The sequence below is a fragment of the Kitasatospora sp. NPDC058032 genome (assembly GCF_042885845.1).
In the GTDB taxonomy this organism is placed as follows: Bacteria; Actinomycetota; Actinomycetes; order Streptomycetales; family Streptomycetaceae; genus Kitasatospora.
Genome location: NZ_JBHVRK010000006.1, coordinates 354,872 through 377,730 on the forward strand (window position 1 = coordinate 354,872; position 22,859 = coordinate 377,730).

At 74.2% G+C, this 22,859-nt stretch carries 20 protein-coding genes, 1 pseudogene and 1 riboswitch; of the genes and pseudogenes, 11 read left to right on the plus strand and 10 right to left on the minus strand.

All coding sequences use genetic code 11. The features are described 5' to 3' along the window. Nucleotides 1-14: 14 nt before the first annotated feature. The 7 genes from ACFVUH_RS13425 (at nt 15) to ACFVUH_RS13455 (ending at nt 7,770) form a co-directional block, all read left to right on the plus strand. A complete protein-coding gene (locus tag ACFVUH_RS13425; RefSeq protein WP_355361292.1) occupies nt 15-266 on the plus strand; it encodes a hypothetical protein in 252 nt (83 codons plus the stop codon). Nucleotides 267-523: 257 nt separating this feature from the next. Beyond that, on the plus strand, nt 524-1,486 hold the full coding sequence (locus ACFVUH_RS13430) for an ACP S-malonyltransferase (protein ID WP_387913115.1): 963 nt from the start codon (nt 524-526) through the stop codon (nt 1,484-1,486). Beyond that, nucleotides 1,483-2,562 (plus strand): arylcarboxylate reductase, encoded by a 1,080-nt coding sequence (locus tag ACFVUH_RS13435; RefSeq protein WP_387913117.1) that lies wholly within the window; start codon nt 1,483-1,485, stop codon nt 2,560-2,562. The genes ACFVUH_RS13430 and ACFVUH_RS13435 overlap by 4 nt, the downstream gene beginning before the upstream one ends. A 615-nt stretch (nt 2,563-3,177) precedes the next feature. Beyond that, nucleotides 3,178-4,470, plus strand: a complete 1,293-nt coding sequence (locus ACFVUH_RS13440; RefSeq protein ID WP_387913187.1) for a molybdopterin-dependent oxidoreductase — start codon at nt 3,178-3,180, stop codon at nt 4,468-4,470. Continuing rightward, complete coding sequence (locus ACFVUH_RS13445) at nt 4,467-4,976, plus strand: hypothetical protein (protein ID WP_387913119.1); 510 nt, start codon at nt 4,467-4,469, stop codon at nt 4,974-4,976. The genes ACFVUH_RS13440 and ACFVUH_RS13445 overlap by 4 nt, the downstream gene beginning before the upstream one ends. 169 nt (nt 4,977-5,145) lie before the next feature. Continuing rightward, a complete protein-coding gene (locus ACFVUH_RS13450; RefSeq protein WP_355361285.1) occupies nt 5,146-6,003 on the plus strand; it encodes an S-methyl-5'-thioadenosine phosphorylase in 858 nt (285 codons plus the stop codon). A 201-nt stretch (nt 6,004-6,204) separates the two neighbouring features. Then, the gene (locus tag ACFVUH_RS13455) at nt 6,205-7,770 is read left to right on the plus strand and encodes a glycosyltransferase 87 family protein (RefSeq protein WP_387913121.1); all 1,566 of its coding nucleotides are present in this window, start codon (nt 6,205-6,207) and stop codon (nt 7,768-7,770) included. Between the two features lie 15 nt (nt 7,771-7,785). Here ACFVUH_RS13455 and ACFVUH_RS13460 read toward each other — a convergent pair whose 3' ends face one another. The 4 genes and pseudogenes from ACFVUH_RS13460 to ACFVUH_RS13475 form a co-directional block, all read right to left on the minus strand. Then, nucleotides 7,786-8,514: an SAM-dependent methyltransferase gene (locus ACFVUH_RS13460; RefSeq protein ID WP_387913122.1), complete on the minus strand. Its 729-nt coding sequence runs from the start codon at nt 8,512-8,514 to the stop codon at nt 7,786-7,788. Then, entirely contained in the window at nt 8,511-9,131 is a 621-nt protein-coding gene (locus tag ACFVUH_RS13465) for a DUF2064 domain-containing protein (protein ID WP_387913188.1), read from the minus strand. The genes ACFVUH_RS13460 and ACFVUH_RS13465 overlap by 4 nt, the downstream gene beginning before the upstream one ends. A 6-nt stretch (nt 9,132-9,137) precedes the next feature. Continuing rightward, nucleotides 9,138-9,851 (minus strand): annotated as a pseudogene (locus ACFVUH_RS13470) (glycosyltransferase family 2 protein); the annotation flags it as partial. Between the two features lie 176 nt (nt 9,852-10,027). Beyond that, nucleotides 10,028-11,083, minus strand: a complete 1,056-nt coding sequence (locus tag ACFVUH_RS13475; RefSeq protein ID WP_387913124.1) for an NAD-dependent epimerase/dehydratase family protein — start codon at nt 11,081-11,083, stop codon at nt 10,028-10,030. Nucleotides 11,084-11,172: 89 nt separating this feature from the next. On the opposite strand from ACFVUH_RS13475, the gene ACFVUH_RS13480 reads away from it, so the two are divergent. Further along, nucleotides 11,173-11,373, plus strand: a complete 201-nt coding sequence (locus ACFVUH_RS13480; RefSeq protein WP_387913126.1) for a hypothetical protein — start codon at nt 11,173-11,175, stop codon at nt 11,371-11,373. A gap of 96 nt (nt 11,374-11,469) precedes the next feature. Here the strand turns inward: ACFVUH_RS13480 and ACFVUH_RS13485 are convergent, their stop codons facing one another. Genes ACFVUH_RS13485 through ACFVUH_RS13500 form a run of 4 tightly spaced genes read right to left on the minus strand, consistent with a single transcriptional unit; the run spans nt 11,470 to nt 15,108 of the window. After that, complete coding sequence (locus ACFVUH_RS13485; RefSeq protein WP_387913127.1) at nt 11,470-12,210, minus strand: ferredoxin; 741 nt, start codon at nt 12,208-12,210, stop codon at nt 11,470-11,472. Continuing rightward, nucleotides 12,207-13,022 carry an ABC transporter ATP-binding protein gene (locus ACFVUH_RS13490; protein ID WP_387913128.1) on the minus strand — a complete coding sequence of 272 codons (816 nt, stop codon included), beginning with the start codon at nt 13,020-13,022 and terminating at the stop codon, nt 12,207-12,209. The genes ACFVUH_RS13485 and ACFVUH_RS13490 overlap by 4 nt, the downstream gene beginning before the upstream one ends. Further along, a complete protein-coding gene (locus ACFVUH_RS13495; protein WP_387913130.1) occupies nt 13,019-14,098 on the minus strand; it encodes a FecCD family ABC transporter permease in 1,080 nt (359 codons plus the stop codon). Before ACFVUH_RS13495 ends, ACFVUH_RS13490 begins: the two co-directional genes overlap by 4 nt. Further along, the gene (locus ACFVUH_RS13500; RefSeq protein ID WP_387913132.1) at nt 14,095-15,108 is read right to left on the minus strand and encodes an ABC transporter substrate-binding protein; all 1,014 of its coding nucleotides are present in this window, start codon (nt 15,106-15,108) and stop codon (nt 14,095-14,097) included. The genes ACFVUH_RS13495 and ACFVUH_RS13500 overlap by 4 nt, the downstream gene beginning before the upstream one ends. A gap of 52 nt (nt 15,109-15,160) precedes the next feature. Next, nucleotides 15,161-15,366, minus strand: a riboswitch (cobalamin riboswitch). 123 nt (nt 15,367-15,489) lie between these two features. On the opposite strand from ACFVUH_RS13500, the gene ACFVUH_RS13505 reads away from it, so the two are divergent. Beyond that, nucleotides 15,490-16,608: a LuxR C-terminal-related transcriptional regulator gene (locus ACFVUH_RS13505; RefSeq protein ID WP_387913134.1), complete on the plus strand. Its 1,119-nt coding sequence runs from the start codon at nt 15,490-15,492 to the stop codon at nt 16,606-16,608. A 503-nt stretch (nt 16,609-17,111) separates the two neighbouring features. On the opposite strand, the gene ACFVUH_RS13510 is transcribed toward ACFVUH_RS13505, so the two are convergent. Next, nucleotides 17,112-17,651, minus strand: a complete 540-nt coding sequence (locus ACFVUH_RS13510) for a hypothetical protein (protein WP_387913135.1) — start codon at nt 17,649-17,651, stop codon at nt 17,112-17,114. Nucleotides 17,652-17,809: 158 nt separating this feature from the next. Here ACFVUH_RS13510 and ACFVUH_RS13515 point away from each other — a divergent pair, with 158 nt between their 5' ends. Further along, entirely contained in the window at nt 17,810-20,275 is a 2,466-nt protein-coding gene (locus tag ACFVUH_RS13515; protein WP_387913137.1) for a BTAD domain-containing putative transcriptional regulator, read from the plus strand. A gap of 114 nt (nt 20,276-20,389) precedes the next feature. Here the strand turns inward: ACFVUH_RS13515 and ACFVUH_RS13520 are convergent, their stop codons facing one another. After that, nucleotides 20,390-20,983, minus strand: a complete 594-nt coding sequence (locus ACFVUH_RS13520; RefSeq protein ID WP_355361264.1) for a class I SAM-dependent methyltransferase — start codon at nt 20,981-20,983, stop codon at nt 20,390-20,392. Nucleotides 20,984-21,206: 223 nt separating this feature from the next. Between ACFVUH_RS13520 and ACFVUH_RS13525 the strand changes: the two genes are divergently transcribed. After that, nucleotides 21,207-22,748, plus strand: coding sequence for a M1 family metallopeptidase (locus tag ACFVUH_RS13525; protein ID WP_355361262.1), 1,542 nt, complete (start codon nt 21,207-21,209; stop codon nt 22,746-22,748). Nucleotides 22,749-22,859 lie beyond the last annotated feature (111 nt).

Below are 22,859 nucleotides of genomic sequence, written 5' to 3' on the forward strand. Positions count from 1 at the left end.
GGCGGCTGACCGCCGTGGACGTCCGCATCCTGGAAGGCGTCGCGATCGGCACCTCGACCGCACGGCTGGCGGCATCGCTCTATCTGAGCCGGCAGGGCATCGAGTACCGCATCGGGCTGATGATGCGCCATTTCCAGGCCGCGAACCGGCCCGCCCTGGTATCCCGGGCGCACTCCCTCGGTGTGCTGAGCGTCGGGGCATGGCCACCACGCGTTCTCCCGGAATTCCTTGAGTCCCAGAAGAGGGCGGAGCGCACTTTTCCCTGATCTCCCCCCGTAAGCCGCCTCCCGGAGGACGGGCCGCACAGAAGTCCTTTCCGAAGGCGGAAACGCATTCCGCCGGTGTGCTGTCGGATATTTTCCCAGACCCGGATATCGCATCGATGTCGCGCCACGAGACGGGTTCCCGGCGTCCGATCGAACGCCGGATTCTGCGGCATTTGTGCTGCCGGGCCCGCTTCTGCCGCACTACGCATGGGCCGCACCACCGTCCCCTCCTTTCACAACGATTCACAGGAGCTGTCATGAGTTTGGGGTACCTGTTCGGCGGCGGCGTCGGGACCGAGCCGCACGGCCTGGAGCTCTACCGGACCTACGAGGTCGTGCGGGGCTGGTACGAGCAAGTCTCCGCATGGACCGGGCTGACGGTCGGACAGATCCTGGAGGAAGACCTCCCGACCGCCCAGGAGGAGCGCCAGAGCGTCGGCACGGTCCGCGAAGCCGCCCTCGCGATCGGCGTGCACGACGTACTCGCCTCGTTCAACCTGCGGCCCGCGGCCATCGGCGGCCTCAGCCTCGGCGCGATGACCGCCAGCTGCCTCGCCGGATCGCTGGGGCGACGGGAACTGTTCGAGATGCTGGCCGGCTCCCGCGACACCCCGGAACCGCCCGCCGAAGACCCGCAGCAGGGGATCGCCATCGCCTTCGGCTCCCTCGCCGAAGGCGCCCCCTCCCACCCCGGCGAGAACGTCCCCGGCATCTACCTGGCAGGCGACTTCGGCCCCACGGCCGACGGCACCCGGCGCATCATGATGCTCGCCGGCCATGCCGAAGCACTCGGCCTGCTCGCCGCCGAGGCCCCGCCGGGAACGGTCGTACCGCTCCCCGGACGCACCATCGCCGTCCACACCCCGCTGCGCCGGCCCTACCGCGACTTCATGGCCCCGCGCATCGACGCGATCCCCTTCACCGCCCCCGAAATCCCCCTGCTGTCCTGCCTGGAGCCCAAGGTCCTGCGCACGGCGGCCGACGTCAGGGACCTCTTCCAGCGCAACTCCACGGACCCGATCAGCCTGGTCGACGTCTACGCCGGGATGAAGGAGCAGGGCGTACAGCTCGGGCTGGTGATGGGCCCCTCGATCCCCGAGGGCATCCTCGCGTTCCCCTTCCCGGTGGTGCACATCGAGCAGCCCGAGCACATCGAGCAGGCCCTGACCACCGCCTACGACCTCGGCATCGACCTCTCCGGCGCCCCGGCCCTGCCGTGACCGCCGCCACCCGCGCCGACCCGGACGCCCAGATCGCGCGATGGCTGGACACCGACCTCGACGAGTGGACCCGCACCGTGGTCCGACGGCACTTCGACCCGGTGTCCGGAAGCCCCTACTGGCTCGGGCAAGCCCCCCGGCTGGACTTCGACCCCCGCGACATCACCCGCTACGACCAGCTCGGCGCCTTCGGCCCGTTCCCGCTCGACCGGCTGCGCGCGGAGGACCCCGCGGACCTCGTCCCGCTGTCGGTGCCCAGGCCGCTCGCCGGGCGGGTCTGGGACAGCGGAGGCACCACCGGCACCCCCTGCCGGGCGTTCTACACCCCCGACATGCTGCTGCACCGGGCGCTCTGGCGCCGCTGGTCCTTCGTCAGGGAAGGCTTCGCACCGGGCCGCACCTGGCTGCAGGCCACCCCCACCGGACCGCACCTGATCGGGAACGGCGTCCGGGAGGTCTCCGAACTCCACGCCGGCCAGGTCTACGCCGTGGACATGGACCCCCGGTGGGTGAAGCGCCTCATCCGGGCGGGACGACTGGCCGAGGTCAGCGACTACACCACCCACCTGCTGGAGCAGATCACCGACGTCCTCAAGCAGGGCCGGGTCCACTACCTCAACACCACCCCGGCCCTCTTCCAGGCCCTCCGCCAGCACCGGCCCGAACTGGTCGCCGCCCTCGACGGCGTACGCCTGAGCGGCACCCAGATCAGCGCCGACATGTACCGGACCTTCACCACCGCCCTGCAGGGCGGGATCTGCGGACTGACCTACGGCAACACCTTCGGCAACGCCGCCTGCCTGGACATCGAGCGGGACGGCGAGCTGATCAGCTACGTCCCGAACTACCCGCAGGTCACCATGGCGGTGGTCGACAAGGCCGACCCCTCGACCCCGGTCGCCCCCGGCACGGTCGGCCAGGTACGGCTCACCGTCCTCCACGAGGACCTCTTCCTGCCCAACATCCTGGAACGCGACCAAGCCCTCCGTCACCCGACCGACCGCTGGCCCACCGACGGCGTCGCCAACGTCCGCCCCCTCCAGACCACCAGTTCGTCCCCCGAGGGCCTCTACTGAACCGTCGCCCCGAGGCGACGGCAGGGTGCAGGGGGCCTCCGACCCGGGCCGCGGGCTGGTGTCCCCGGGTCGGAGGCCCCCGGTCAGGAGACCGTGGCCGGCAGGGCCGCCCCATGGGGACTCCGGTGGGCCGGCTGTCGTGGTGGCTGCGCCGTGCCGCGCAGGGCGTGCGGATCCTCGCGCCCGGTGATCCCGGCAGGGGCGTGCAGGCCGTCGACATCCGTGACGAGGGGACTCGAGTCGCAGGGCGCTCCCTCGCTGCCGACGACGACCCGAAATCCGTCATGGGCCGATTGCCGGACCACGGGTGATCTGCGGCATACGGTCGTGTCAGCGCGGCCGTTCCGCCTCCGCGCGCATCCGGGAAGGAGCGCCACCCTGAACGCTCACGACGACGACGCCGACGGGCCCCGTCGCCCCCCACCCGGCCCCGAGCGGGAGCCCGGGCCGGTTCCAGCACCGCAGCCCTCCGCGGGCGAGCCGGCCGCCGGACCCCCACCGTCGCCGCCGCGGCCCGACCGGCCCCCGGAGCCGTCACGCGACCACACCGTGGAAGGACGACGGCCGGCTCCCCGCGCGCTGACACGCACAGCTCCCCGGCCCAGGGGCTCCCGCCTGCACGCCGCGCTCGCCGGAGGACCCCCGCCCGGGCCCGCGCGCCCGGAGTTCTGGCGCAGCCCCTTGCGCGGCCCCTGGATCACCTCGGTGTTCGGCCTGGTACTGCTGTTCGGGATCACGGTGATGTTCGTGACCGGGCTGCTGTCCTACGCCGCCTACAACCCCGACCTCGCCGCGGTCAACGACCAGACGCCGGACAAGGGCCGGCTCGGCTTCTACCTCTTCTCCTGGCCGACCAGTCCCAGCTGGCTCTACCGGCTGAACCAGGGGATCCACGTGACCCTCGGCGTCGTGCTGATCCCGGTCCTGCTGGCCAAGCTCTGGTCGGTCATCCCCAGGCTCTTCTCCTGGCCCCCGCTCCGCTCGCCCGCCCAGGCGGTCGATCGCCTGTCGCTGCTGCTCCTGGTCGGCGGCGCACTGTTCGAGTTCGCCACAGGCGTCCTCAACATCCAGTTGCACTACATCTTCCCCGGCTCCTTCTACACCCTGCACTTCTACGGCGCGTGGGTCTTCATCGGCGCCTTCGTCGTCCACGTGGTGTTCCGCATCCCGGTCGTGGTCCGGGCGGTGCGCAGCCGACGCCTGCGCACCGAACTGCGCACGGGCGCCGCCGACACGCTGCCCGAGCCGCTCGACGCCACCGGCCTGGTCTCCCCGAGTCCCGCCCCCGCGACCGTCTCCCGGCGCGGAGCCCTCGCCGTGGTCGGTGCGGGCTCCCTGACGCTGTTCGCGGTGACGGTCGGCCAGAGCATCGGCGGATGGTGGCGCAGGACCGCGCTGCTCGCCCCGCACGGCCAGGAGCCCGGCACCGGCCCGAACGGTTTCCAGATCAACAAGACCGCCGCCGACGTCGGCATCCGCCCCGCCGACATCGGTCCCGACTGGCGCCTGACCGTCCGCGGCCCCGGCCGCGAAGCCGTCCTCACCCTGGACCAGTTGAGGCGCCTGCCGCAGACCACCGCGGCCCTGCCCATCGCCTGCGTCGAGGGATGGTCCACCCCCGACCAGGACTGGACCGGCGTCCGGTTGACCGACCTGGCCGCGCTCGTCGGCCTGACCGACGGCCCACCGGACGTCTTCGTGGAGTCCGTCCAGCGCGGCGGGTCCTTCAGCTCCACCGTCCTGCGCGACAACCAGGTCCGCGACGCCCGGTCCCTGCTGGCCCTGCGCGTCAACGGCGCCGACCTCTCGCCCGACCACGGCTACCCGGCCCGGATCATCGTTCCCGCCAACCCTGGTGTCCACAACACCAAATGGGTCACCCGTCTCACCTTCGGAGCCACCGGATGACCCGCCTCGGCGGATTCCGCGAGCGCTACGGCGCCTCCCCCCTGCACCTGCTCCTCGTCGTGTGCTCCTTCGCCCTGGCCCTGTACGCCGGGATCCGCCTCCTCGAGGGCGATCCGCTCGGGGTCGCGATCTGGTTCGTCGGGGCCGCGCTGCTCCACGACCTGGTCCTGCTGCCGCTCTACACGCTCACCGACCGGGCCGCCCAGGCCCTGACGGGCGTCCGCGGGGCTCCGGTGGGCGGGACGCACCGGATGCCGGCGGTCAACTACGTCCGTGTCCCCGCCTTCCTCTCGCTGCTGCTGCTGGTCGTCTGGTACCCGCTCGTCCTGCGCCGTGTCCCCGGCTACCACTCGGCCACCGGCCTGGATCCCGAGGTCTTTCTCCGACGCTGGCTGCTGCTGACCGCGGCGTTCTTCGCCTGTTCGGCGCTCTGCCTGCTCGCCGCGACGGTCCGGCGGCGGCCGGGCGGACCCCGCCGCGAGCCGGCGGTGGCAGAACCCGAGTAGGCGCCGGGACCGGCCGCGAGGATGCGCCTCCCGGCTGCTCGCTGTGCGACCGCCGTCCAGCCCGCGGTGCGGGAACCTTCGTGATGCGTCAGGCATGGCGTCCGGGTTCCGGCACGGTCCGTTCCTACAGTTGCCGGGAGGTTGTTCCCGAGAAGAGAGGTGGACCGGGATGACGGTCGACCAGGACGTCCTGTTGAGCGCCGAGGTGGGCGTCATCGGCGGCTCCGGGCTCTACGAGTTGCTGGACGACGTGACCGAGGTGCGGGTGGAGACCCCGTACGGCGAACCGAGCGACCGGGTGTTCCTGGGAGAGGTGGCCGGCCGCCGGGTCGCGTTCCTGCCCCGGCACGGGCGCGGCCACCGGCTTCCCCCGCACCGGATCAACTACCGCGCGAACCTGTGGGCGCTGCACACGCTGGGCGTGCGGACGGTGGTCGCGCCCTGCGCGGTGGGCGGGCTGCGCCCGGAGTACGGGCCGGGCACGCTGCTGGTGCCCGACCAGTTCGTGGACCGGACCTCGGGGCGCCCGCAGACCTTCTACGACGGCCTGCCGCTGCCGGACGGCGTGGTGCCGGAGGTGGTGCACGTGTCCATGGCCGACCCGTACTGCCCGGCGGGGCGGGAGGCGGTGCTGGGGGCCGCCCGGGAGGCGGCCTGGGCGCCGGTGGACGGCGGCACGCTGGTGGTGATCGAGGGCCCGCGCTTCTCCACCCGCGCCGAGTCCCGCTGGTTCACGGGCAACGGCTGGTCTGTGGTCGGCATGACGGGACATCCGGAGGCCGTACTCGCCCGTGAACTCGGGCTCTGCTACACCTCACTGGCCCTGGTCACGGATCTCGACGCCGGGGTGGAACGCGGTGCGGGCGTCACCCACGGTGAGGTGCTGAAGGAGTTCGCCCGCAACGTCGACCGACTGCGGACCGTGCTGTTCAAGGCGGTGGAACGGCTGCCGCTGGTGCGTGAGTGCCCCTGCCCGCACGCCTTGGACGGTCTCACGACCGGTCTTCCCGGGGTACCCGGCGTCTGACGGCCCGCCCCGGCGCAGGAACGGCGGGGAGCGGGTGGCGGCGGCGGGTGGTGGTGGCGGGCGGCGAGGGCGCCGGGCGCATCCCACCCGTCGGTCGAAGCACCCCGGCACGCCCCCCGTGGCTTTCGACGCGCCGACGGAACCCGAACGGCGGCCTCGCCACCGGGGCTGCGAGGCTTCGCCGGTGGGAGGGTGGGCAGGGTGATCGACCGTACCGTTCCGTCCTGCGCCCTCGCGCTCGCGGCCCTGGTCACCGCTCTGGCGCTGACCGTCACCGACGACGGCTCCGTACCGCTCCCCGTTTGGTACCTCCTCGACGCGGCCCTCTTCGCGGTCGCGGTGCTGCTGCTGCGCGGGGTGCCCGGCCGACGGGTCGCGCCGCTGGTCCTGGCCGGCAGCGCGGCCGTCGCCGCCGTCGGACTGCTGGCCCCGCCGCGCACCAGCGACGACGCCTACCGCTACGTCTGGGACGGCCGGGTCCAGGCCGCCGGGATCTCGCCCTACGCCCGCACCCCGGACGATCCCGTGCTCGCCCGGCTGCGTGATCCGGGACTCTTCCCGGCGGGTGACGGCTGCACGGGCTGGGACGAGCGGCGCACCACCGCCGGGGACTGCACCCGGATCAACCGCCCGGCCGTGCACACCGTCTATCCTCCGGTGGCGCAGGCCTGGTTCGCCGTGGTGCACCCGTTCGGCGGCGGGGTCCGCGGGGTGCAGGCCGGCGGCGCGGTGCTGGCGGTGGCGACGACCGCCCTGCTGCTGAGGGTGGGGCGGGAGCAGCGGCGGGCCGCGCTGTGGGGGTGGTTCCCCGGCGTGGCCGTGTGGGCGGTCAACGACGCGCACGTGGACACGCTCGGAGCCCTGCTGACGGTCGCCGGGCTCGGCTGCGCGGCGCGCGGGAGGGCCGTGCGAGGGGGGCTCCTCCTGGGCGGCGCGGTCGCGGCCAAGTTGCTGCCGGCCCTCGTCCTCCCCGGCGCGCTGTCGGGCCTGCCGGCCGGGCGTCCGTCTCGGAAGCACGTCCTGCTGGTCGGATCGGCGCTCGGCGCTTTCGCCCTGTCCTACCTCCCGTACGTCGTGGTCTCGGGCACCTCGGTCCTGGGCTACCTGCCGGGCTACCTGAAGGAGGAGGGCTACGAGCAGGGCCACATCGACCGGTTCGGGTTGCTGCGGCTGGTGCTGTCCGACCGCCTCGCGCCGTGGGCGGCGGCGCTCGTCCTGGCAGCGGTGGTGGTCCGGGTCCTCCGGCGCGGCGACCGGTGCCGGCCGTGGGCCGGAGCGCTCCTGGTGACGGGTACGGCGCTGTTGCTGGTCTCGCCCACCTACCCGTGGTACGGGCTCCTGGTGGTCGCGTTGGTGGCGCTCGACGGCCGCTGGGAGTGGCTGGCCGTCCCGGCCGCCGGACAGGCGCTCTACCTGACGGCGGGCCAGGAGGCACAGCGACTCGCCTACGGGACGGCCCTGTGCGTCGTCCTCCTGGTCCCGTTGCTGCGCCGGTACCGGGTGGGGCGGGCAGCCGCGGTGACGGGGGCCGACAACCGACGGACCTCTGACGCGATGGCGGCCGACCCTGGCGGGGCCGCGGCCGTCCCGGTCGAACCGCCGGTGCCGGCGGACCCGGACCCGCCGCCGTCGGGGTGGCGGACGGTCTCAGCGGGCGGGTGCGTCGCACCTGCGCAGGGCGAGGAAGTGCCGGCCGTGGGAGGTCCACCGTTCCGCCTCGACGAGCCCGGCACCGCAGGCCCGCCGTACGGCGGCCCTGGCCCCTAGGGCCTCTCTTTCGGATCACGTCGGACAAGCGGGCGTCGTTGGAGTGCGTGCATCGGCGGCGCGGAGGAGGGAGTCCATGCGGAGCATCGGCGACGGACGACAAGTCGGCGTGGGGGTACCTCCCGGCCGAAGGCTGGGGGCGTGCGTGCTCCGGCGGCGACCGCCCGGCGTGATCCGAAAGAGAGGTCCTGGGCGCGCCCAGGCGAAGGGCGGCCCGAGTCGCCCGTCCAGGCCCTCGACCCGGACGGTGACGCGCTCGTCGACCTCGCGCGGTTCGACCTCCGTCAGCAGCAGCCCGTCCGGCGCGATCAGCTCGGCCGCGCGCCGCAGCAGGGCCTCGGGGTTCCCGCCGATGCCGAGGTTGCCGTCCGCCGGCAGGGCCGCGCCCCAGCGGCCCTCGGCGGGAAGCCGGTCGAACACCGACCGGCACAGGGCCGCACCGCCGATCCGCAGGGTGCGGGTGACGGCCGCGGGTGTGACATCCACACCGAGCGCCGGGACACCCACGGCGAGGAGCGCGGCGACCAGTCGGCCGGGCCCGCAGCCGAGGTCCACGACCGGCGCGGACAGGTGGAAGCAGCGCATCAGGAGGCTGTGGTCGCCGCCGGCGGCCGGTGCGCACCAGCGCTCGATGTCGAGCGGGATCCGGCGCCCGTCGGCGTCGCGCAGCCACAGCGGACCGCGTCCGGTGCGGACGGCGTCGGCGAACGGGTCGTCGATCCATGCCGTCGAGGTGCCCGTCAACCCGCCACCTCGGGGGCTGCCCGGAAGGATCGCAGGCTGGCGGCGAACCGGCTCCGCGGCGCCTGGGAGGCGACCAGCCGGGCGTCCTCGATGGTGTCCACATCGGTGGCTTCGGGCAGGGTGTGCACCGTCAGGCCGGCCGTCCCGAGCCGGTCGAGGAGTACCTGCCCGGTGTCCGGGGCCGACATCGGCACCCCCAGGAGGAGCCGGCGGGCGAGGTCCTCGGTCGGCCGGGCCAGGCCGAGAGCCCAGAAACCGCCGTCCGACGCGGGCCCGAACCAGGCGTCCGCCCCGGCCCGGCCCATCGGTGAGAGCGGCTCGGCGAGGGTGGCCGCGCTCAGCTGCGGAGTGTCCATGCCGACCAGCAGCGCGGGCGCGTCCGGGGCCAGCCGGGCCGCGTGCCCGAAGGCCGCCGCCAGCCGCACGTCCAGCCCGCCGCCGCTCTGGGGGAGCACGTGCCACCCCGGCGGCAGCCAGCCGCCCGGTTCGCCGTCCAGGACCAGCAGGCGCCGCCCGGCCGGTACGGTCGACAGGGTGTGCAGTGTGTCGGAGAGCGCGGCCTCGGCCAGTGCCGCCGCCTGCCGGGGCGTGCATGCCGGGACGAGCCTGGTCTTCACCCGGCCCGGTACGGGCGATTTGGCGATGACCAGCAGGGTGGGCGGCGGGGCGGCCAGCACGGCCCGCATGTCCCGGACCGCCTGCCTGGTGCCGCGCACCGTGCCGGTGACCTTCGACCGGCCCGCGCGCGGCAGGTAGTCGACCGGCGTCTCGATGATCCGCATCCCGGCGGCCGAGGCGGCGAGCACCATCTCCAGCGGGTAGCCGGAGCGGCGGTCGCCCAGACCCAGCGCCAGCAGGCGTTCCCGTCGGGCGGCCCGCATCGGGCCCAGGTCGTGCAGCGGGGCGCCGGTGCGCGCCCGCAGCCGGCGGGCCAGCACGGTGTTGGCGAGCCGCGCGTGCGCGGGCCAGGCGTTCATGGTCACCGGCCGACGGCGGCCGAGGACCAGGTCCGCCTGGCCCTCGGTCACCGGGGTGGTGACCCGGGGCAGTTGGGCGGGATCGAGCGAGCCGTCGCAGTCGAGGAAGCAGACCAGCTCGGCGGTGGCGGCGAGGAGTCCGGCATGACAGGCGGCGCCGAATCCGCGCCGGAACTCCTCGACCACGGTCGCTCCCAGCGATCGGGCGACTTCTGCCGAGCCGTCCTGCGAACCGTTGTCCACGACGATCGCCCGCCAGCCCGGAGGGACGCGCCCGAGCACCCAGGGCAGCGCCTCGGCCTCGTCGAGGCAGGGCAGGATGACGTCGACACCGGACGAACGAGGGGTAACGGAGGTCACGCCGCCCACGCTAAGGGTGTGCCGGCCCGGGATGGTGGTGCCGCTTCCTCGCGGAAGCCGAACGTCCCGCCGACGGCCCACCCGGGCGCCGTCGTGGCCACCCGGGCGTGACCGCGTGGGCAGCGTGACGGACGGTTGCTGCCCGGGGATCGCCCTGCCGCCCGCCGGAGCCGGCCTCAGACCCGCAGCGGTGCGGCGGCGAAGTCCGTCATGCCCTGGTCGAACGGCACACGAGGCAGCCAGTCCAGCTCGGCGCGCAGCCGGTTCGAGTCGGCGGTGACGTGCCGCACGTCGCCGAGCCGGTACTCGCCCGTCACCGTCGGCGCCGGACCGCCGTAGGCCGAAGCCAGCGTGGCCGCCATCTCACCGACGGTGCGCACCTCGCCGCTGCCCACGTTGTACGCCCGGACGCTGCCCGGCGGCCGGTCACCCACGGCCGCGAGCGCCGCGAGGTTCGCGGCGGCGACGTCGTCGACGTGGACGAAGTCCCGGCGCTGGCCGCCGTCCTCGAAGACCCGGGGCGCCTCGCCCCGGGCGAGGGCCGACCGGAAGAGCGACGCCACCCCCGCGTACGGGGTGTCGCGCGGCATCCCGGGGCCGTACACGTTGTGGTAACGCAGCGTCAGCAGGGTTCCTCCGCAGACACGTGCCCAGGCAGCGCAGAGGTGTTCCTGCGCGAGCTTGGTCACCGCGTAGACGCTGCGCGGATCGGCCGGTGCGCTCTCCGCGACCAGGCCCGGCCGCAGGGGGGCACCGCAGACCGGGCAGGGCGGCTCGAACCGTCCGGCGTCCAGATCGGCGGGCCGCCGCGGCCCCGGTGCCACCTCGCCGTGCTTCGCACAGTGGTAGCGCCCTTCCCCGTAGACCACCATGGATCCGGCCAGGACCAGCCGCCGGACGCCGGTCCGCACCATCGCGGCCAGCACCACCGCCGTACCGAGGTCGTTGCAGCCGACGTACTTCGGTGCGTCCTGGAGGTCCAGTCCCAGGCCGACCATCGCCGCCTGGTGACAGACCGCGTCCACCCCGGCGAGCGCCTCCTCGACGGTCGCCGCGTCCCGGACGTCACCGCGCCGGAAGTCGGCACCCGCGGGCAGCGCGGGCGCCCTCCCGGTCGGATGGACCGCGGGCAGCAGGGCGTCCAGGACACGCACTCGGTGTCCGGCCGCGACCAGGGCTCGTACCACGGTGGCGCCGATGAAGCCGGCGCCGCCGGTGACCAGGATTCTCATGCCGCCGACGCTAGCGGCCGATCGGATCCGCGGCCCGGTGACACGGGACGGTGTCACTGATCGGCAGGACGCGGGTAGCGCCCGGCCCCGTGACGGCGGCCGGTGCTCGACAGCACGGCGGGGACGGGTGGAGCGGGGCGGTTCTCGTCCTGCTCGCCGGCCGCGACCGCCGGCGCGTCACCGACGCCGAGGCCATCGCCCGCCTCGCCGACGAACTCGGTCAGCGGCACGGCGGCGTCGGCATCGTCGTCGTCAGCTCCACCGCGCACTGGCGGTCCCCGATCGTGTGAGCCCCTCCGCGTCGCCGTCTGCCTGGCTGCGCAGGTCGGCGCGGGTGGATCGCGGTGAGCCGGTCATGGAGTTCGCCCCGATCCTGGTGATCGCGATCAGCTGTGGTGGTCCGCCTGCTCCTTCTTGTGGCGGGGGAGCCGGTGGGACTCCACCGGTCGGCCGTCGGCGAGGTGTTCGGTGACGATGCGGCCGGCGGCGGCCGGGTCGATCCTCCCGTACCAGATGTCGTCCGGCTGGACGCTGACGACGGGGGCCTGGTTGCAGGGGAACTGGCACCCCGTCTGGGTGACGAGCACGTCGTCGTCGCCGAGGCCCTGCTCGGTCAGCTTCTGTACCAGGGCGCGTAGCCCCTCCTCCGCGCCCTTGGCCGTGCAACGCGGGCCGCGGCACACCAGGACCTGGTGCCGGTGACCGGGGACGTCCTCCCAGGCCGCGGAGGTGAGGCCGGGCTCATCGCCGGTGATGGCCTTCGTCGCCGCGGCCACGGTGGCGACCGCGTCCGGCGAGTCGGCGAGGCGGGTCGCGACGAGGAGTTCGGGGCGGTGGCCCGCGCGTTCGCGCCACCAGTACGCGGCGATCCGCCGCAGCCAGGACTGGGCGGGGCCGGACGCCGCGAGGCGGACGCCGATCACGACCACGGTCTCGGCGCCCGCGTCGGCCAGCCTGGTCAGCTCGGCCGACAGGGAGGGGTCCGCCTGCTGCAGGAACGCGATCGAGGCCCGGTGCGAGGCGGCCGTGCGGAGGAGTTCGTCACGGCGCACGGCCTCCCCGGCCGACATGCCGACCAGGAGCACGGCGCTGCGGCGGGCGGGGGCGCCCGGGACCGGGGAGGTCATGGTGCTGTCCTTTCGTGGAGCAGTCCGTTCCACCGGATGTGCGGTCGGTCGTGCCGGGGGTGTCGTTCCACGGTGGCGTCGACGCCGTAGACGTCCGCGATCATCGACGAGGTGAGCACGTCGGAGCCGGGCCCGTGGGCGACCAGCCGGCCGTCGAGCAGGACGGCGACCTCGTCGCAGTAGGCGGCGGCGAGTTCGAGGTCGTGCAGCGCGGCCACCGTGGTGATGCCCAGCCCGCGCACGGTGCCGAGGAAGGCGAGTTGGTGGCGCAGGTCGAGGTGGTTGGTGGGCTCGTCGAGCAGGAGCACCCCGGGCTCCTGCACCAGCGCCCGCGCGAGCTGGACCCGCTGGCGCTCGCCGCCCGACAGCGTCGGCCAGGACCGGTCGAGCAGGTGGCCGACGTCGGCCGCCGCGACGGCACCGGCGAACACCGCCCGCTCGTGGGCGTCGGCGGCGGCGTCCGCCGGCACGGGCCAGCGGCCGCGGTGCGGGGTGCGTCCGAGGTCGATGACCTGACGGGCCGACAGCGACAGCCGGGTGTCCGCCTGCTGCTCCATGAAGGCCACCTGGCGTGCTCGCCGGCGGGCCGTGAGCGCGTGGAGGTCCTCGCCGTCCAGGAGGACCCGTCCCGCGCTCGGCCGGGTCAGTCCGGCGACCGCGCGCAGCAAGGTGGTCTTCCCGGCGCCGTTGGGTCCGAGCAGGCCGGTGACCCGGCCGGGGGCGAACGCGAGCGAGACCTCGTCGAGCAGCGTGGCTCCGCCGATGCGCACACGAAGTCCCTCCGCGCGCAGCCCGGCGGGCGTCGCCGTCACTGACCGCTCCCGTCGGCCCGCCCCTGGCGCCACAGCAGCCAGGCGAAGAAGGGCGCTCCGAGCCCGGCCGTGATGACGCCGACGGGGATCTCCCGGTCGGGGAGGACCGAGCGCGCCACGATGTCGCTGCCCACCAGGAGGGACGCGCCCACCAGCGCCGACACGGGCAGCAGGAGGGCGTGGCGCGGGCCGCAGACGAGCCGGACCACGTGCGGTACGACCAGGCCGAGGAAGCCGATGACGCCGGTGTTGGCGACCAGGCACGCGGTCACCAGCGCGGCGGTGGCGACGAGGAGCCAGCGGGTGCGCTCGACGTGGACGCCGAGGGAGCGGGCGGCGGTCTCGCCGAAGGCGAAGGCGTCCAGGTCGCGGGCCGAGGAGGCCAGGACCGTGACACCGGCCAGCGCGACCGCGGTCAGGAAGACGGCGGTGGGCCACCGCACGCCGGCGACCGAGCCCAGCGTCCACTCCATGACACCGCGCGCCGCGTTGCGGTCCCCGAGGACCAGCACGACGAACGAGGTGTAGGCCCCGCACATCTGTCCCACGGCGATGCCGGCGAGCACGGTCCGGGTGGTCGGCAGCGACCGGGTGCGCGCGCCGGCCAGTGCCAGCACGACGACGGCGGCGATCAGGGCACCGGCGAAGGCCGCCGTCGCCACCGCGCCGGTGCCCACGGCGCCGGACACGCCGACGCCGAGCACGATCACGGTGACCGCGCCGGCGGCGGCTCCGTCCGAGATCCCGAGCAGGAAGGGATCGGCCAGGTCGTTGCCGGTCAGCGTCTGCAACACCGCGCCGCAGACCGCGAGGCCGGCGCCGGTGGCGGCCGCTCCCAGGACCCGGGGCAGCCGCAGCTGCCAGACGATCCGGTCGTCGAGCAGCGTCACCTGCGGGTCTCCCAGCCCGAGGCGGCGCACCACGACATCGATCACCGTCCGGACCGGCTCGTGGTGCGAGCCCACGGCCAGGCCGAGGAGCACGGTGGTCAGCAGCAGGGCCGCGGCGACGGCCAGGGCCGCCGCCGCGCGGCCCGGACCGGCGGGCCGCACGGCGGGGCGGGCTGCCGTGGTCATGAACCCGGGCGCAGCTCGGCCAGCCCCTCGGACACCCGGGCGGCGCCGTCGGCGAGCCGCACGCCGGGGGTCGACTCCGAGAACGGCACCACCACGAAGGCCTTGCGCTGCACGGCGGTGAGCCTGCTCAGCACCGGGTCGTTCTCCAGGTAGTCGATCTTGGACTGGGCCGTGTCCGAGTCGGCGTCCGCGAGCACGATGGCGTCCGGGTCCGCGGCGACGACCTTCTCCCAGCTCACGTTCTGCCAGCTGCCGGGCAGGTCCCCGAAGACGTTGCGGGCGCCCACGGCGTCGAGCACGAGCTGAGGTCCGCCGTGGCCGGCGCCGACGTAGGGCGTCTTGGTGTCGGAGTCGAACCAGAGGATCTTCAGGTCCTTGCCCGCGGCCGCCGCCGTGAACCGGGCCAGCTGCTGCTCCTGCTGGCGCTGGATCGCGGTGGCCCGCTCCGCGACGCCGAAGACCTTGGCGACGTCGTTCAGTTCGCCCCACATCGCCTGCCAGGTCGTCGGCGGCACCTGGCTCTTGTCCGAGCAGCCGAACGGGGACAGGTACGACGGGATGCCCTGGCCGCGCAGCTCCTCCCGGGTGCCCGCGACCTTGTCGGTGAACGCGCTGGAGTAGGAGGCGTACAGGAAGCCGGGACGGGCCGCGAGGAGCTTCTCCTTGGTCGGATAGCCCTTGGAGAGCACCGGAACGGAGTCGTAGGCCGCCTTCCACTTCTCCGGGACGGCGTCGTCGAGATAGGCGGTGCCGGCCATGCGGGACTGCAGGCCGAGGGCCAGGGCCACCTCGGTGGCACCCTGGTTGAGCGTCACCAGCCGGTCGGGCGGAGCGCCGACCGTCACGGTGGTCCCGCAGTTGTCCACGCTGACCGGCTCGGCACTTCCGGTCGTCGCACTGGACGCGACGGGCGCGGGGGCGCCCGCGCAGGCGCTGAGCACGCCGGTGAACAGGACGGCCGCGACCGTCCGGCCGACACGCGTCGGGCCTGCGGGGCGTGCGGAACGCATGGATCGGAACGGGCGCGGCAGAGCGCTGGGCACGTGTTCTCCAAAACCCTCGTGGAACATGTCGCGCCGTGGCCGGTCTCCTGGCTTCCGCATCGACACACCGCAGCCGACCTTCCCGGGCGGCTCTTCCAGCCCGCCCAGTGGTCCTGACCGCTGGCGGAGCCGGTCAGCGAGGGCCGCGATACTCCGCGGCAACAGTGGCGAGGGCCGCACCGGACTCAGACCGGTTTCCCGAACACCATGGCGATTGCAAGGTATCAGGCGTGGTCAGGTCGGTGCCGACCGGCACCTGGCGCGACTGCCGCCCTTCCTCGGTCGGTGGCGACCGGCGACGTCCCAGGACTGTGGGGAGTACGCCAACTTCGGCCCTATGGTAAAGAGATGACCTCATTCCGCGACAGGGAACGCCGCATGATGGGAGAGATCGACGATCTGGCGGCGGCGAAGCTTCCGCTCGAACAGTTCTTCCGGCAGCTCCTCACCGTCCTCGGGCCCGCTCTCGGATCCGAAGCGGGCTGCCTGCACGGGGCCGATCCGGTCACCGGCTTCCTGACCTCCACCGTTGCCGAGGGCCTGCAGCCGACCGCCTTCGAGCACGCCATCCGGTTGGAGATGTGGTCCGACGACACCACCCGGTTCGTCGACATCCGGGCCGCCGGACGCGTCGTGGAGACCGTCCACCGCGCCACCGGTGGCCGCCCCGAACGCAGCGTGCGCTACCGGGAGCTGCTCGCCGAGTTCGGACTGGGCGACGAGCTGCGGATGAACTTCGACGTCGGCGGCGGACGGTGGGGAGCCGCCGCCTTGATGCGCGAGGCCGGTTCGGCGCCCTTCGGCGCGCGCGAGCAGAGACTGGCCGAACGGGCCGCCCGGGCGGTGGCCGCCGCCCTTCGCGACTATGCGCTGCCCGCCGCGGGCGGCCCTGACGGACAGGACGTCCGAGCGGACCCGCAGGACGGACCGTACTGGCTCGGGGTCGCCGTCATCGGCCCCACCGGTCAGCTCACTTCCGCGGACTCCGGGGCCCGGCAGCTGTTCGAGGAACTCTCCGAGCCGCAGTACCGCCCCGCCGGAGTGCCGACCGCGCTGGTCTACCTCTCGGAGCGGGCCCGCACCCACGTGCCCTCCGCGAACGCGGGCGCCCACGCCTGGGCCCGGCTGCGCCGTCCCAGCGGCCAGTGGCTCGCGGTCCGCGCCTCGCTGCTCGACCGGAGCCCGCGGGGCAGCGTCGCCCTGGTCGCCCAACCCGCGAGCCCGGTCGACGTCATCCCGCTGTCCCTGCTGGCACACCGGTTCTCCCCCCGCGAGCAGGAGGTGGTGCTCCAGGCAGTACGGGGCCTGAGCACCAGGGACATAGCCCACCGGCTCTTCCTGAGCCCGGCCACCGTCCAGGACCACCTGAAGTCGGCCTTCACCAAGACCGGCGTCCGCAGCCGCCGCGAACTCGTCGCGCTCCTCGCGGCCCCGTACACCGCCGGACTCGGCCGTCCCCCGGCCTGACGCCCCCACCCGGCCGGTCCCGCCCCGGAACCCGGCACGCGCCCGGACAGCACGCGGGCCCCAGGTCACTGACCTGGGGCTTGGTCGTTGAGCGGTCCGCAACGGGTCGTCCTCCTACCACAGGGAAGAGGCGTCGCGCCCCCTGCAAACCTGGGATGCCACCGGTCGCCGCCGGATGGGAGGGTCTGTCCCGGCGCCGCCCCTGCGACGGGGTCCGCCCCCGTACCCATGACACCTTCCCGGCAGAGGAGTTCCTGCCCCGTGCCACGCGCCCCTCACCCCGGAGTCCCCGCCGGCCGACGAGACCCCCGCCCTGCCTCCCGTACCGCCGAGGAACCCCGAACGCCGGACGGCCCGGCCACCCGAGGGTGACCGGGCCGCTCGTACGGGAGCCCTCACGCCGTGCCCCGAGGGCTCCGGACCGGCACCGGCACCGGCACCGTAGGCGGTACCGCCGGGCGGACTGCCCACTGCCCCGCCCGGCCGTCACCACCGCGCCGCCGTCAGTTCCAGGGGTTGGCCTGCTGGTCGTTGATGGCGGTCCAGAAGCGGGCGTTGGGGCTGATGTTGCCGTACGCCCAGAAGCTCCACCCGCCGACGTACTCCAGGTTCGGGCCGTAGCGGCCGTCGTGGAACTCGGCCTGGCGCCAGCCGATGCCGAAGGACGCCTGGCAGACGCTGTTCGCGGCGGCCTGGCTGTTCAGTCGCGAGCCCTTCACCGGCTGGCTGAGCGCGACGGTGCCGCCGGACCAGCCGCTGTAGAAGCCGATGCTGATGCCGTCCGGCGCCGGGCTGTCGTCCACGTTGATGCAGAGGACCGGCAGCGAGACGGACGGCAGGGTGTCGCCGTTGTACGGGTCGCTCGGCGTCGAGTGCTGGGGGCCGCCGACCTGGACGGTCCCGTCCGGGCCCGTCGCGAGCACCTGCCAGGTCATCCCCTTGTGGGTGGCCGGCCCGGCGGCCTGCGCGGTGCTCGCCGAGAGGGGCACGAGGGCCAGGCCGAGTGCGACGGCCAGGGCCGCGCCCTGCTTCATGCGCTTCATCCAACTGCTCCTTGAGTGTGGGGGAGCCGGCCCAGCGGGGCCGGTGAGAGAAGACTCCCAACCGGATGCACAAAGTCGACACGAGTCCGTCATGAAATGGTCACAAGCCTCGAAGGTGTCCGGGTCGCCTCGACGTCGGCCAACCACGGGAGGGACACATGGAGTTCAAGATCCTGGGGCCACTGGAAGTGTGGGCCGACGACGGTCGGCGGACCCGGACGGAAGGCGCCAAGCAGGAGCGGATGCTCGGCACCCTGCTGCTGAACGCCGGGGCCGTCGTCCCGGTGGCCCGCCTGGTCGACGCGGTCTGGGACGACGAACCGCCCGCCACGGCCCACCGCCAGGTGCGGAACCTCGCCGGGCTGCTGCGGCGCAAGCTCGCCGCCGCGCACGACGGGTCGCCGGTGCTGCTCACCGACGGCCCCGGCTACCGGATCGCACCGGACGGCCACCCGGTGGACGCCCTGACCTTCGCCCACCGGGTGTCGGTGGCGCGCCGGCTGGCCGAGCGCGGCGAACCCGCCGCAGCCGTCCAGGAGTTCCGGTCGGCGCTCGGCCTGTGGCGCGGCCCGGTGCTGGACGGGCTGTCCGGCAGCCTGCTGGCCGCCGGCTCGGTGGCACTGAACGAACTGCGGCTCACCGCCTGGGAGAACTGCCTGGACCTGGAGGCCGAACTCGGCCGGCACCGGCAGACCGTCCCGGAGCTGACCGCGCTGGTCGCCGAACACCCGCTCCGGGACCGCTTCGTGACACAGCTCGTCCGGGCCCTGCACCGGGCGGGCCGACAGGCCGACGGGCTCGCCGCCTACCGCCGGTTCGCGCGACAGCTGGCCGACGAACTCGGCCTCGACCCCGGGCCGGAACTCCAGGTGCTGCACCAGGAGTTGCTGAAGGGCGGGCCCGCCCCGGCGGTGCGCTCGCCCGGGACCCGGCCGCAGGTGCCCAGGCCCGCCCAACTGCCGCCCGCGCTGGCCACCTTCGTCGGACGGAGGGCGGAACTCGCCGTCCTGGACGGCCTCGCCGACCCGGCCGGCCCGGTCGTCGCCGCCGGCATCGGCGTGGTGACCGGCGGCGCCGGGACGGGCAAGACCGCCCTCGCCGTGCACTGGGCGCACCGGGTCCGCGAGCGCTTCCCCGACGGTCAGCTCCACCTCGACCTGCGCGGGTACGCCTTCGGCCCGCCGCTGGCCCCGTACGAGGCGCTGGCCCGCTTCCTCCGGGCCCTCGGCACCGACCGCGAGCAGATACCCGGCACCATCGACGAGTGCGCCGCCCTGTACCGGTCGCTGCTCGCCGACCGCAGGGTGCTGGTACTGCTCGACAACGCCCGCAACGCCGAGCAGGTCCGCCCGCTGCTGCCCGGTTCGGCGGGCTCGCTGGCCCTGGTGACCAGTCGGGACGGGCTGGCCGGGCTCACCGCCTGCGACGGCGCCCGGCGGCTGGTGCTCGACGTCCTGCCCCAGCCCGAAGCCGTCGAAGTGCTCGCCCGGATCACCGGCGTCGACCGCACCCGCGCCGAACCCCGCGCCGCCGCCGAACTCGCCGCCGCCTGCGGTCACCTGCCGCTCGCCCTCGGCATCGCCGCGGGCCGCCTCGCGGAACGACCCCACCGCACCCTGGTGGACCACGCCGCCGAACTGCGCGACGCGGAGGACCGCCTCACCGCGCTCCAGATCGACGGCGACGCCACCTCGGCCGTCCGGGCCGCCTTCGACCTCTCCTACCGCGCCCTGCGACCCACCGCCCAGCGGCTCTTCCGACTCCTGGGTCTGGCCCCCGGCAGCCGCATCAGCACGGCCGCGGCCGCCGCGCTCTCCGGCTCGGCCCCCGCCGCGACCGGGCCGGTGCTCGAACACCTCGCCGCCGCCCATCTGCTCAACCCCGCCGGCCCGGACCGCTACCGCCTGCACGACCTGCTGCGCTGCTACGCCGCCGAACGCGCCACCGCCGAAACCGGCCCCGCCGACCGCGCCGCCGCCCGGGAACGCCTCTGCTCCTGGTACCTGCACCACGCGGAGGCGGCGGCCCGCCTGCTCACCCCGCAGCGTCGGCGCCTGCCGCTCACCGCCGTCGGCCCCTGGTACGAGCCGCCGGGCTTCACCACCCCGGCCGAGGCACGGCAGTGGTGCGAGAGCGAGCACCCCCAGCTGATGGAGACCGTCCGGTACGCCGCCGAGCACGGCCTCGACGGCCACGCCTGGCAGCTGCCCGTGGCGCTCTGGGGCCACTTCCAGGCCGGCCCGTACCTGGCGGACTGGATGGTGGCGGACCGGTCGGCGGTCGCGGCGGCCCGCCGGATCGGTGACCGCGGCGGCGAGGGCCATGCCCGCAACGACCTGGCCACCGCCCTGAGCGCGCAGGGCCGGCACGAACCCGCCCTCGGCGAACTGCGCACGGCCCGCGCGCTGCTGGCCTCGGTCGGCGACCGCGCGGGCGAAGCCCACGTGCTCGGGAACCTGGGCCACCAGAGCCTGCTCACCGAGCAGTACGAGGCCGCCACCACCTACTTCCGCGAGGCCCTCGCGATACTGCGGGAACAGCCCCCGCAGAGCCGCGACGAGCGGGCGATCGACAACTGCGAGGCCGGCCTGGCCATGGCCGGCCGGTTGTGGCCTGTCCGATAGATGATCACTTGGCCGGGACGCGGCGCCGGCGTCCGGCGGCGAGGGGGCGTGGTCGCGGTGGGGGAGTCGTCCTGGAGGTCTCCCGGGGGGTCGGCCCCGGGAGACGGGGGAACCCTAGGCGCGGCTCAGGACCCAGACGCCGTAGGTGTCGTTCGCGGGATGCAGCTGGTAGGTGCCCGCTCGCAGGTCGACCCGCAGTCCGGCGGCGGCCAGATCCGCCTCGAACTCGGCCGCGGTGTAGTTCCTGGCGTGCGGCGGCGGGTCCTGCAGGTGGAAGCCGACCAGGATCCGGCCGTTCTCGCCGAGCACGTCGCGCATCGCGCCCAGCGCCCTGCGCTCCGTGCCCTCGGCGAGGTAGACGAGGACGTTGCCCACGCAGACGACCAGGTCGAACGGGCCGTCCTCGGGACCGAGGCCGAGAATGTCGCGTTCCTCGATCGGCAGCCCGGGGTAGGTCTCCCGGGCCTGCCGGACCAGGGCCTCGTCGGGCTCGATCGCCACCACGTCGTGCCCCCGGCGCAGGAGGGCCGCGGCCACCCGGCCCATGCCGGCGCCGGCGTCGAGCACCCGGGCGCCGCGCCGCAGGAGCGTGTCGGCGAGCCGGGCCTCGCCGTCGACGTCCTCGCCGGCGGCGATGAGCTCGGCGAACCGTTTGCCGAAGCTCCCGCTCTGCCCCGCCTCCTGCCAGCGGGTTCGCCGCGTCGTCATCGGTATCGGTTCTCCGGGTGGCGGCGTGATCCTGTCCATGTCCGCATCCTAGAACCACGGCCCCGACGTCGGTCGCGACGCCGAGGCGCCCGCCCACCTGCGCCGACGGGAGGGGCGCCGCCGGGGCCTCTTCATGAAGTTCTCACCATCGGGGAGTAGCGGGGCGGTCGCCGGGACAAGGATCGGTTCGACCCGATCGTTCCGGTGATCCCTGGAGGACCACGTGCGCAAGAGGTTGATCGCTTCTGCCGCCGGTGCCCTGAGTCTGTTCCTGGCCGTCCCCGCCTCGGCTTCCGGCTTCCAGCCGGGTGCGGACGGCCTGGGGGACCCGTACTACCCCACCCTCGGCAACGGTGGGTACCGCGTCTCGCACTACGACGTGCGGCTGAAGTACCAGCCCGCCACCGACGAGCTGGAGGGCACGACGACCATCCTGGCCACGGCCACCCAGAACCTCTCCCGGTTCAACCTCGACTTCGCGCTGAGGGTCTCCGAGGTCCGGGTCAACGGGCGGCTCGCCACCTTCGCCACCAGCGGCGATCAGGAGCTGGAGATCACTCCGGCCCGGCCGCTGGCCAGAGGATCCCAGGCCACCGTGGTGGTGCGCTACAAGGACGTGCCGTCGACCGTGGAGAAGTACGGCGGCTACACCGCCTGGCGCCGCACCCCGGACGGCGCGGTGGTGGCCGGCGAGCCCGTGTCGGCGGGCTGGTGGTTCCCGAGCAACGACCACCCGAGCGACAAGGCGACCTTCGACGTCTCGGTGCTGGTGCCGGACGGCACCCAGGTGGTCAGCAACGGCGTGCTGACCGGCACCGCCTCGCGGGCGGGCTGGACCCGCTACAACTGGCGCGAGGACAAGCCGCAGGCCACCTACCTGGCGACGCTGGCGATAGGGAAGTTCGACATCAGCCAGGACACCACGGCCAGTGGGCTGCCGGTCTACAACGCCTACAGCAAGGACCTCGGGGCGAACGCGGGCGCGGCCCGGGCGAGCGTGGAGCGCACCGGCGAGCTGGTGGACTGGCTGAGCGGCTACTTCGGCGCCTACCCGTTCAGCTCGGTCGGCGGCGTCGTGCCCAACGTCCGGAGCAGCGGAGGCCTGGAGACCCAGACGCGGGTCTTCTACGGGCCCGGGCTGTTCGCGCGGGGATCCAACACGTCGGTCGTCGTGCACGAGTTGGCCCACCAGTGGTACGGCGACAGCGTCTCGCTCTCCCGCTGGAGCGACATCTGGCTGAACGAGGGCTTCGCCCAGTACGCGCAGTTCCTCTGGTCCGAGCACGAGAACGAGGGCACCGCGCAGGAGCTGGCCGACTACATCTACGCCTTCTACCCGGCCGACGACCCGTTCTGGAGCGTCAAGCCGGGCGACCCGGGAGAGGAGAACCAGCTCTCCGACGCGGTCTACCAGCGCGGCGCGGTCGCCATTCAGGCGCTGCGCAACGCCGTCGGGGACGAGACGTTCTTCCGGATCCTGAAGGGCTGGCCCACCGAGCGCCGCTACGGCAACGCCACCATTGCGGAGTTCCAGGCGTACGCGGAGAAGGTCTCCGGCCGGAACCTCGGCGATCTGCTGAACACCTGGCTGTTCACCCCCGGCAAGCCCGCCACCGGCCCGGTGCCGAACGGGACCGCGGCCGCCGCGTCGCCGGGTGCGGGCGCGGGTGCGGCGGCGGATCGGGGTGACGGGCGGCGGCCGGCGGAACCGAAGTCCTGGCGGAAGATCCAGGACGCCAACTCCGTTCACGCGGACCGGAAGTGACGGGATCGCCGTGAGGAGCCGGGGGGGGGCGCGGGGCGCGCCGGGCGCCCCCCCCCCCGGGCGGGGCCCGCCGGGGGGGGGCCCCCGCGGGGGGCGGGTGGGGGAAGGAAG

Bases quoted from the DNA above. Each gene is read 5' to 3' on its own strand.
- ACFVUH_RS13450 (WP_355361285.1), top strand. From the start codon at position 5,146: ATGACGGTCGACCAGGACGTCCTGTTGAGCGCCGAGGTGGGCGTCATC.
- ACFVUH_RS13430 (WP_387913115.1), top strand. From the start codon at position 524: ATGAGTTTGGGGTACCTGTTCGGCGGCGGCGTCGGGACCGAGCCGCAC.
- ACFVUH_RS13500 (WP_387913132.1), bottom strand. From the start codon at position 15,108: ATGCGTTCCGCACGCCCCGCAGGCCCGACGCGTGTCGGCCGGACGGTC.
- ACFVUH_RS13505 (WP_387913134.1), top strand. From the start codon at position 15,490: ATGACCTCATTCCGCGACAGGGAACGCCGCATGATGGGAGAGATCGAC.
- ACFVUH_RS13520 (WP_355361264.1), bottom strand. From the start codon at position 20,983: ATGACGACGCGGCGAACCCGCTGGCAGGAGGCGGGGCAGAGCGGGAGC.
- ACFVUH_RS13515 (WP_387913137.1), top strand. From the start codon at position 17,810: ATGGAGTTCAAGATCCTGGGGCCACTGGAAGTGTGGGCCGACGACGGT.
- ACFVUH_RS13485 (WP_387913127.1), bottom strand. From the start codon at position 12,210: ATGACCTCCCCGGTCCCGGGCGCCCCCGCCCGCCGCAGCGCCGTGCTC.
- ACFVUH_RS13510 (WP_387913135.1), bottom strand. From the start codon at position 17,651: ATGAAGCGCATGAAGCAGGGCGCGGCCCTGGCCGTCGCACTCGGCCTG.
- ACFVUH_RS13445 (WP_387913119.1), top strand. From the start codon at position 4,467: ATGACCCGCCTCGGCGGATTCCGCGAGCGCTACGGCGCCTCCCCCCTG.
- ACFVUH_RS13495 (WP_387913130.1), bottom strand. From the start codon at position 14,098: ATGACCACGGCAGCCCGCCCCGCCGTGCGGCCCGCCGGTCCGGGCCGC.
- ACFVUH_RS13475 (WP_387913124.1), bottom strand. From the start codon at position 11,083: ATGAGAATCCTGGTCACCGGCGGCGCCGGCTTCATCGGCGCCACCGTG.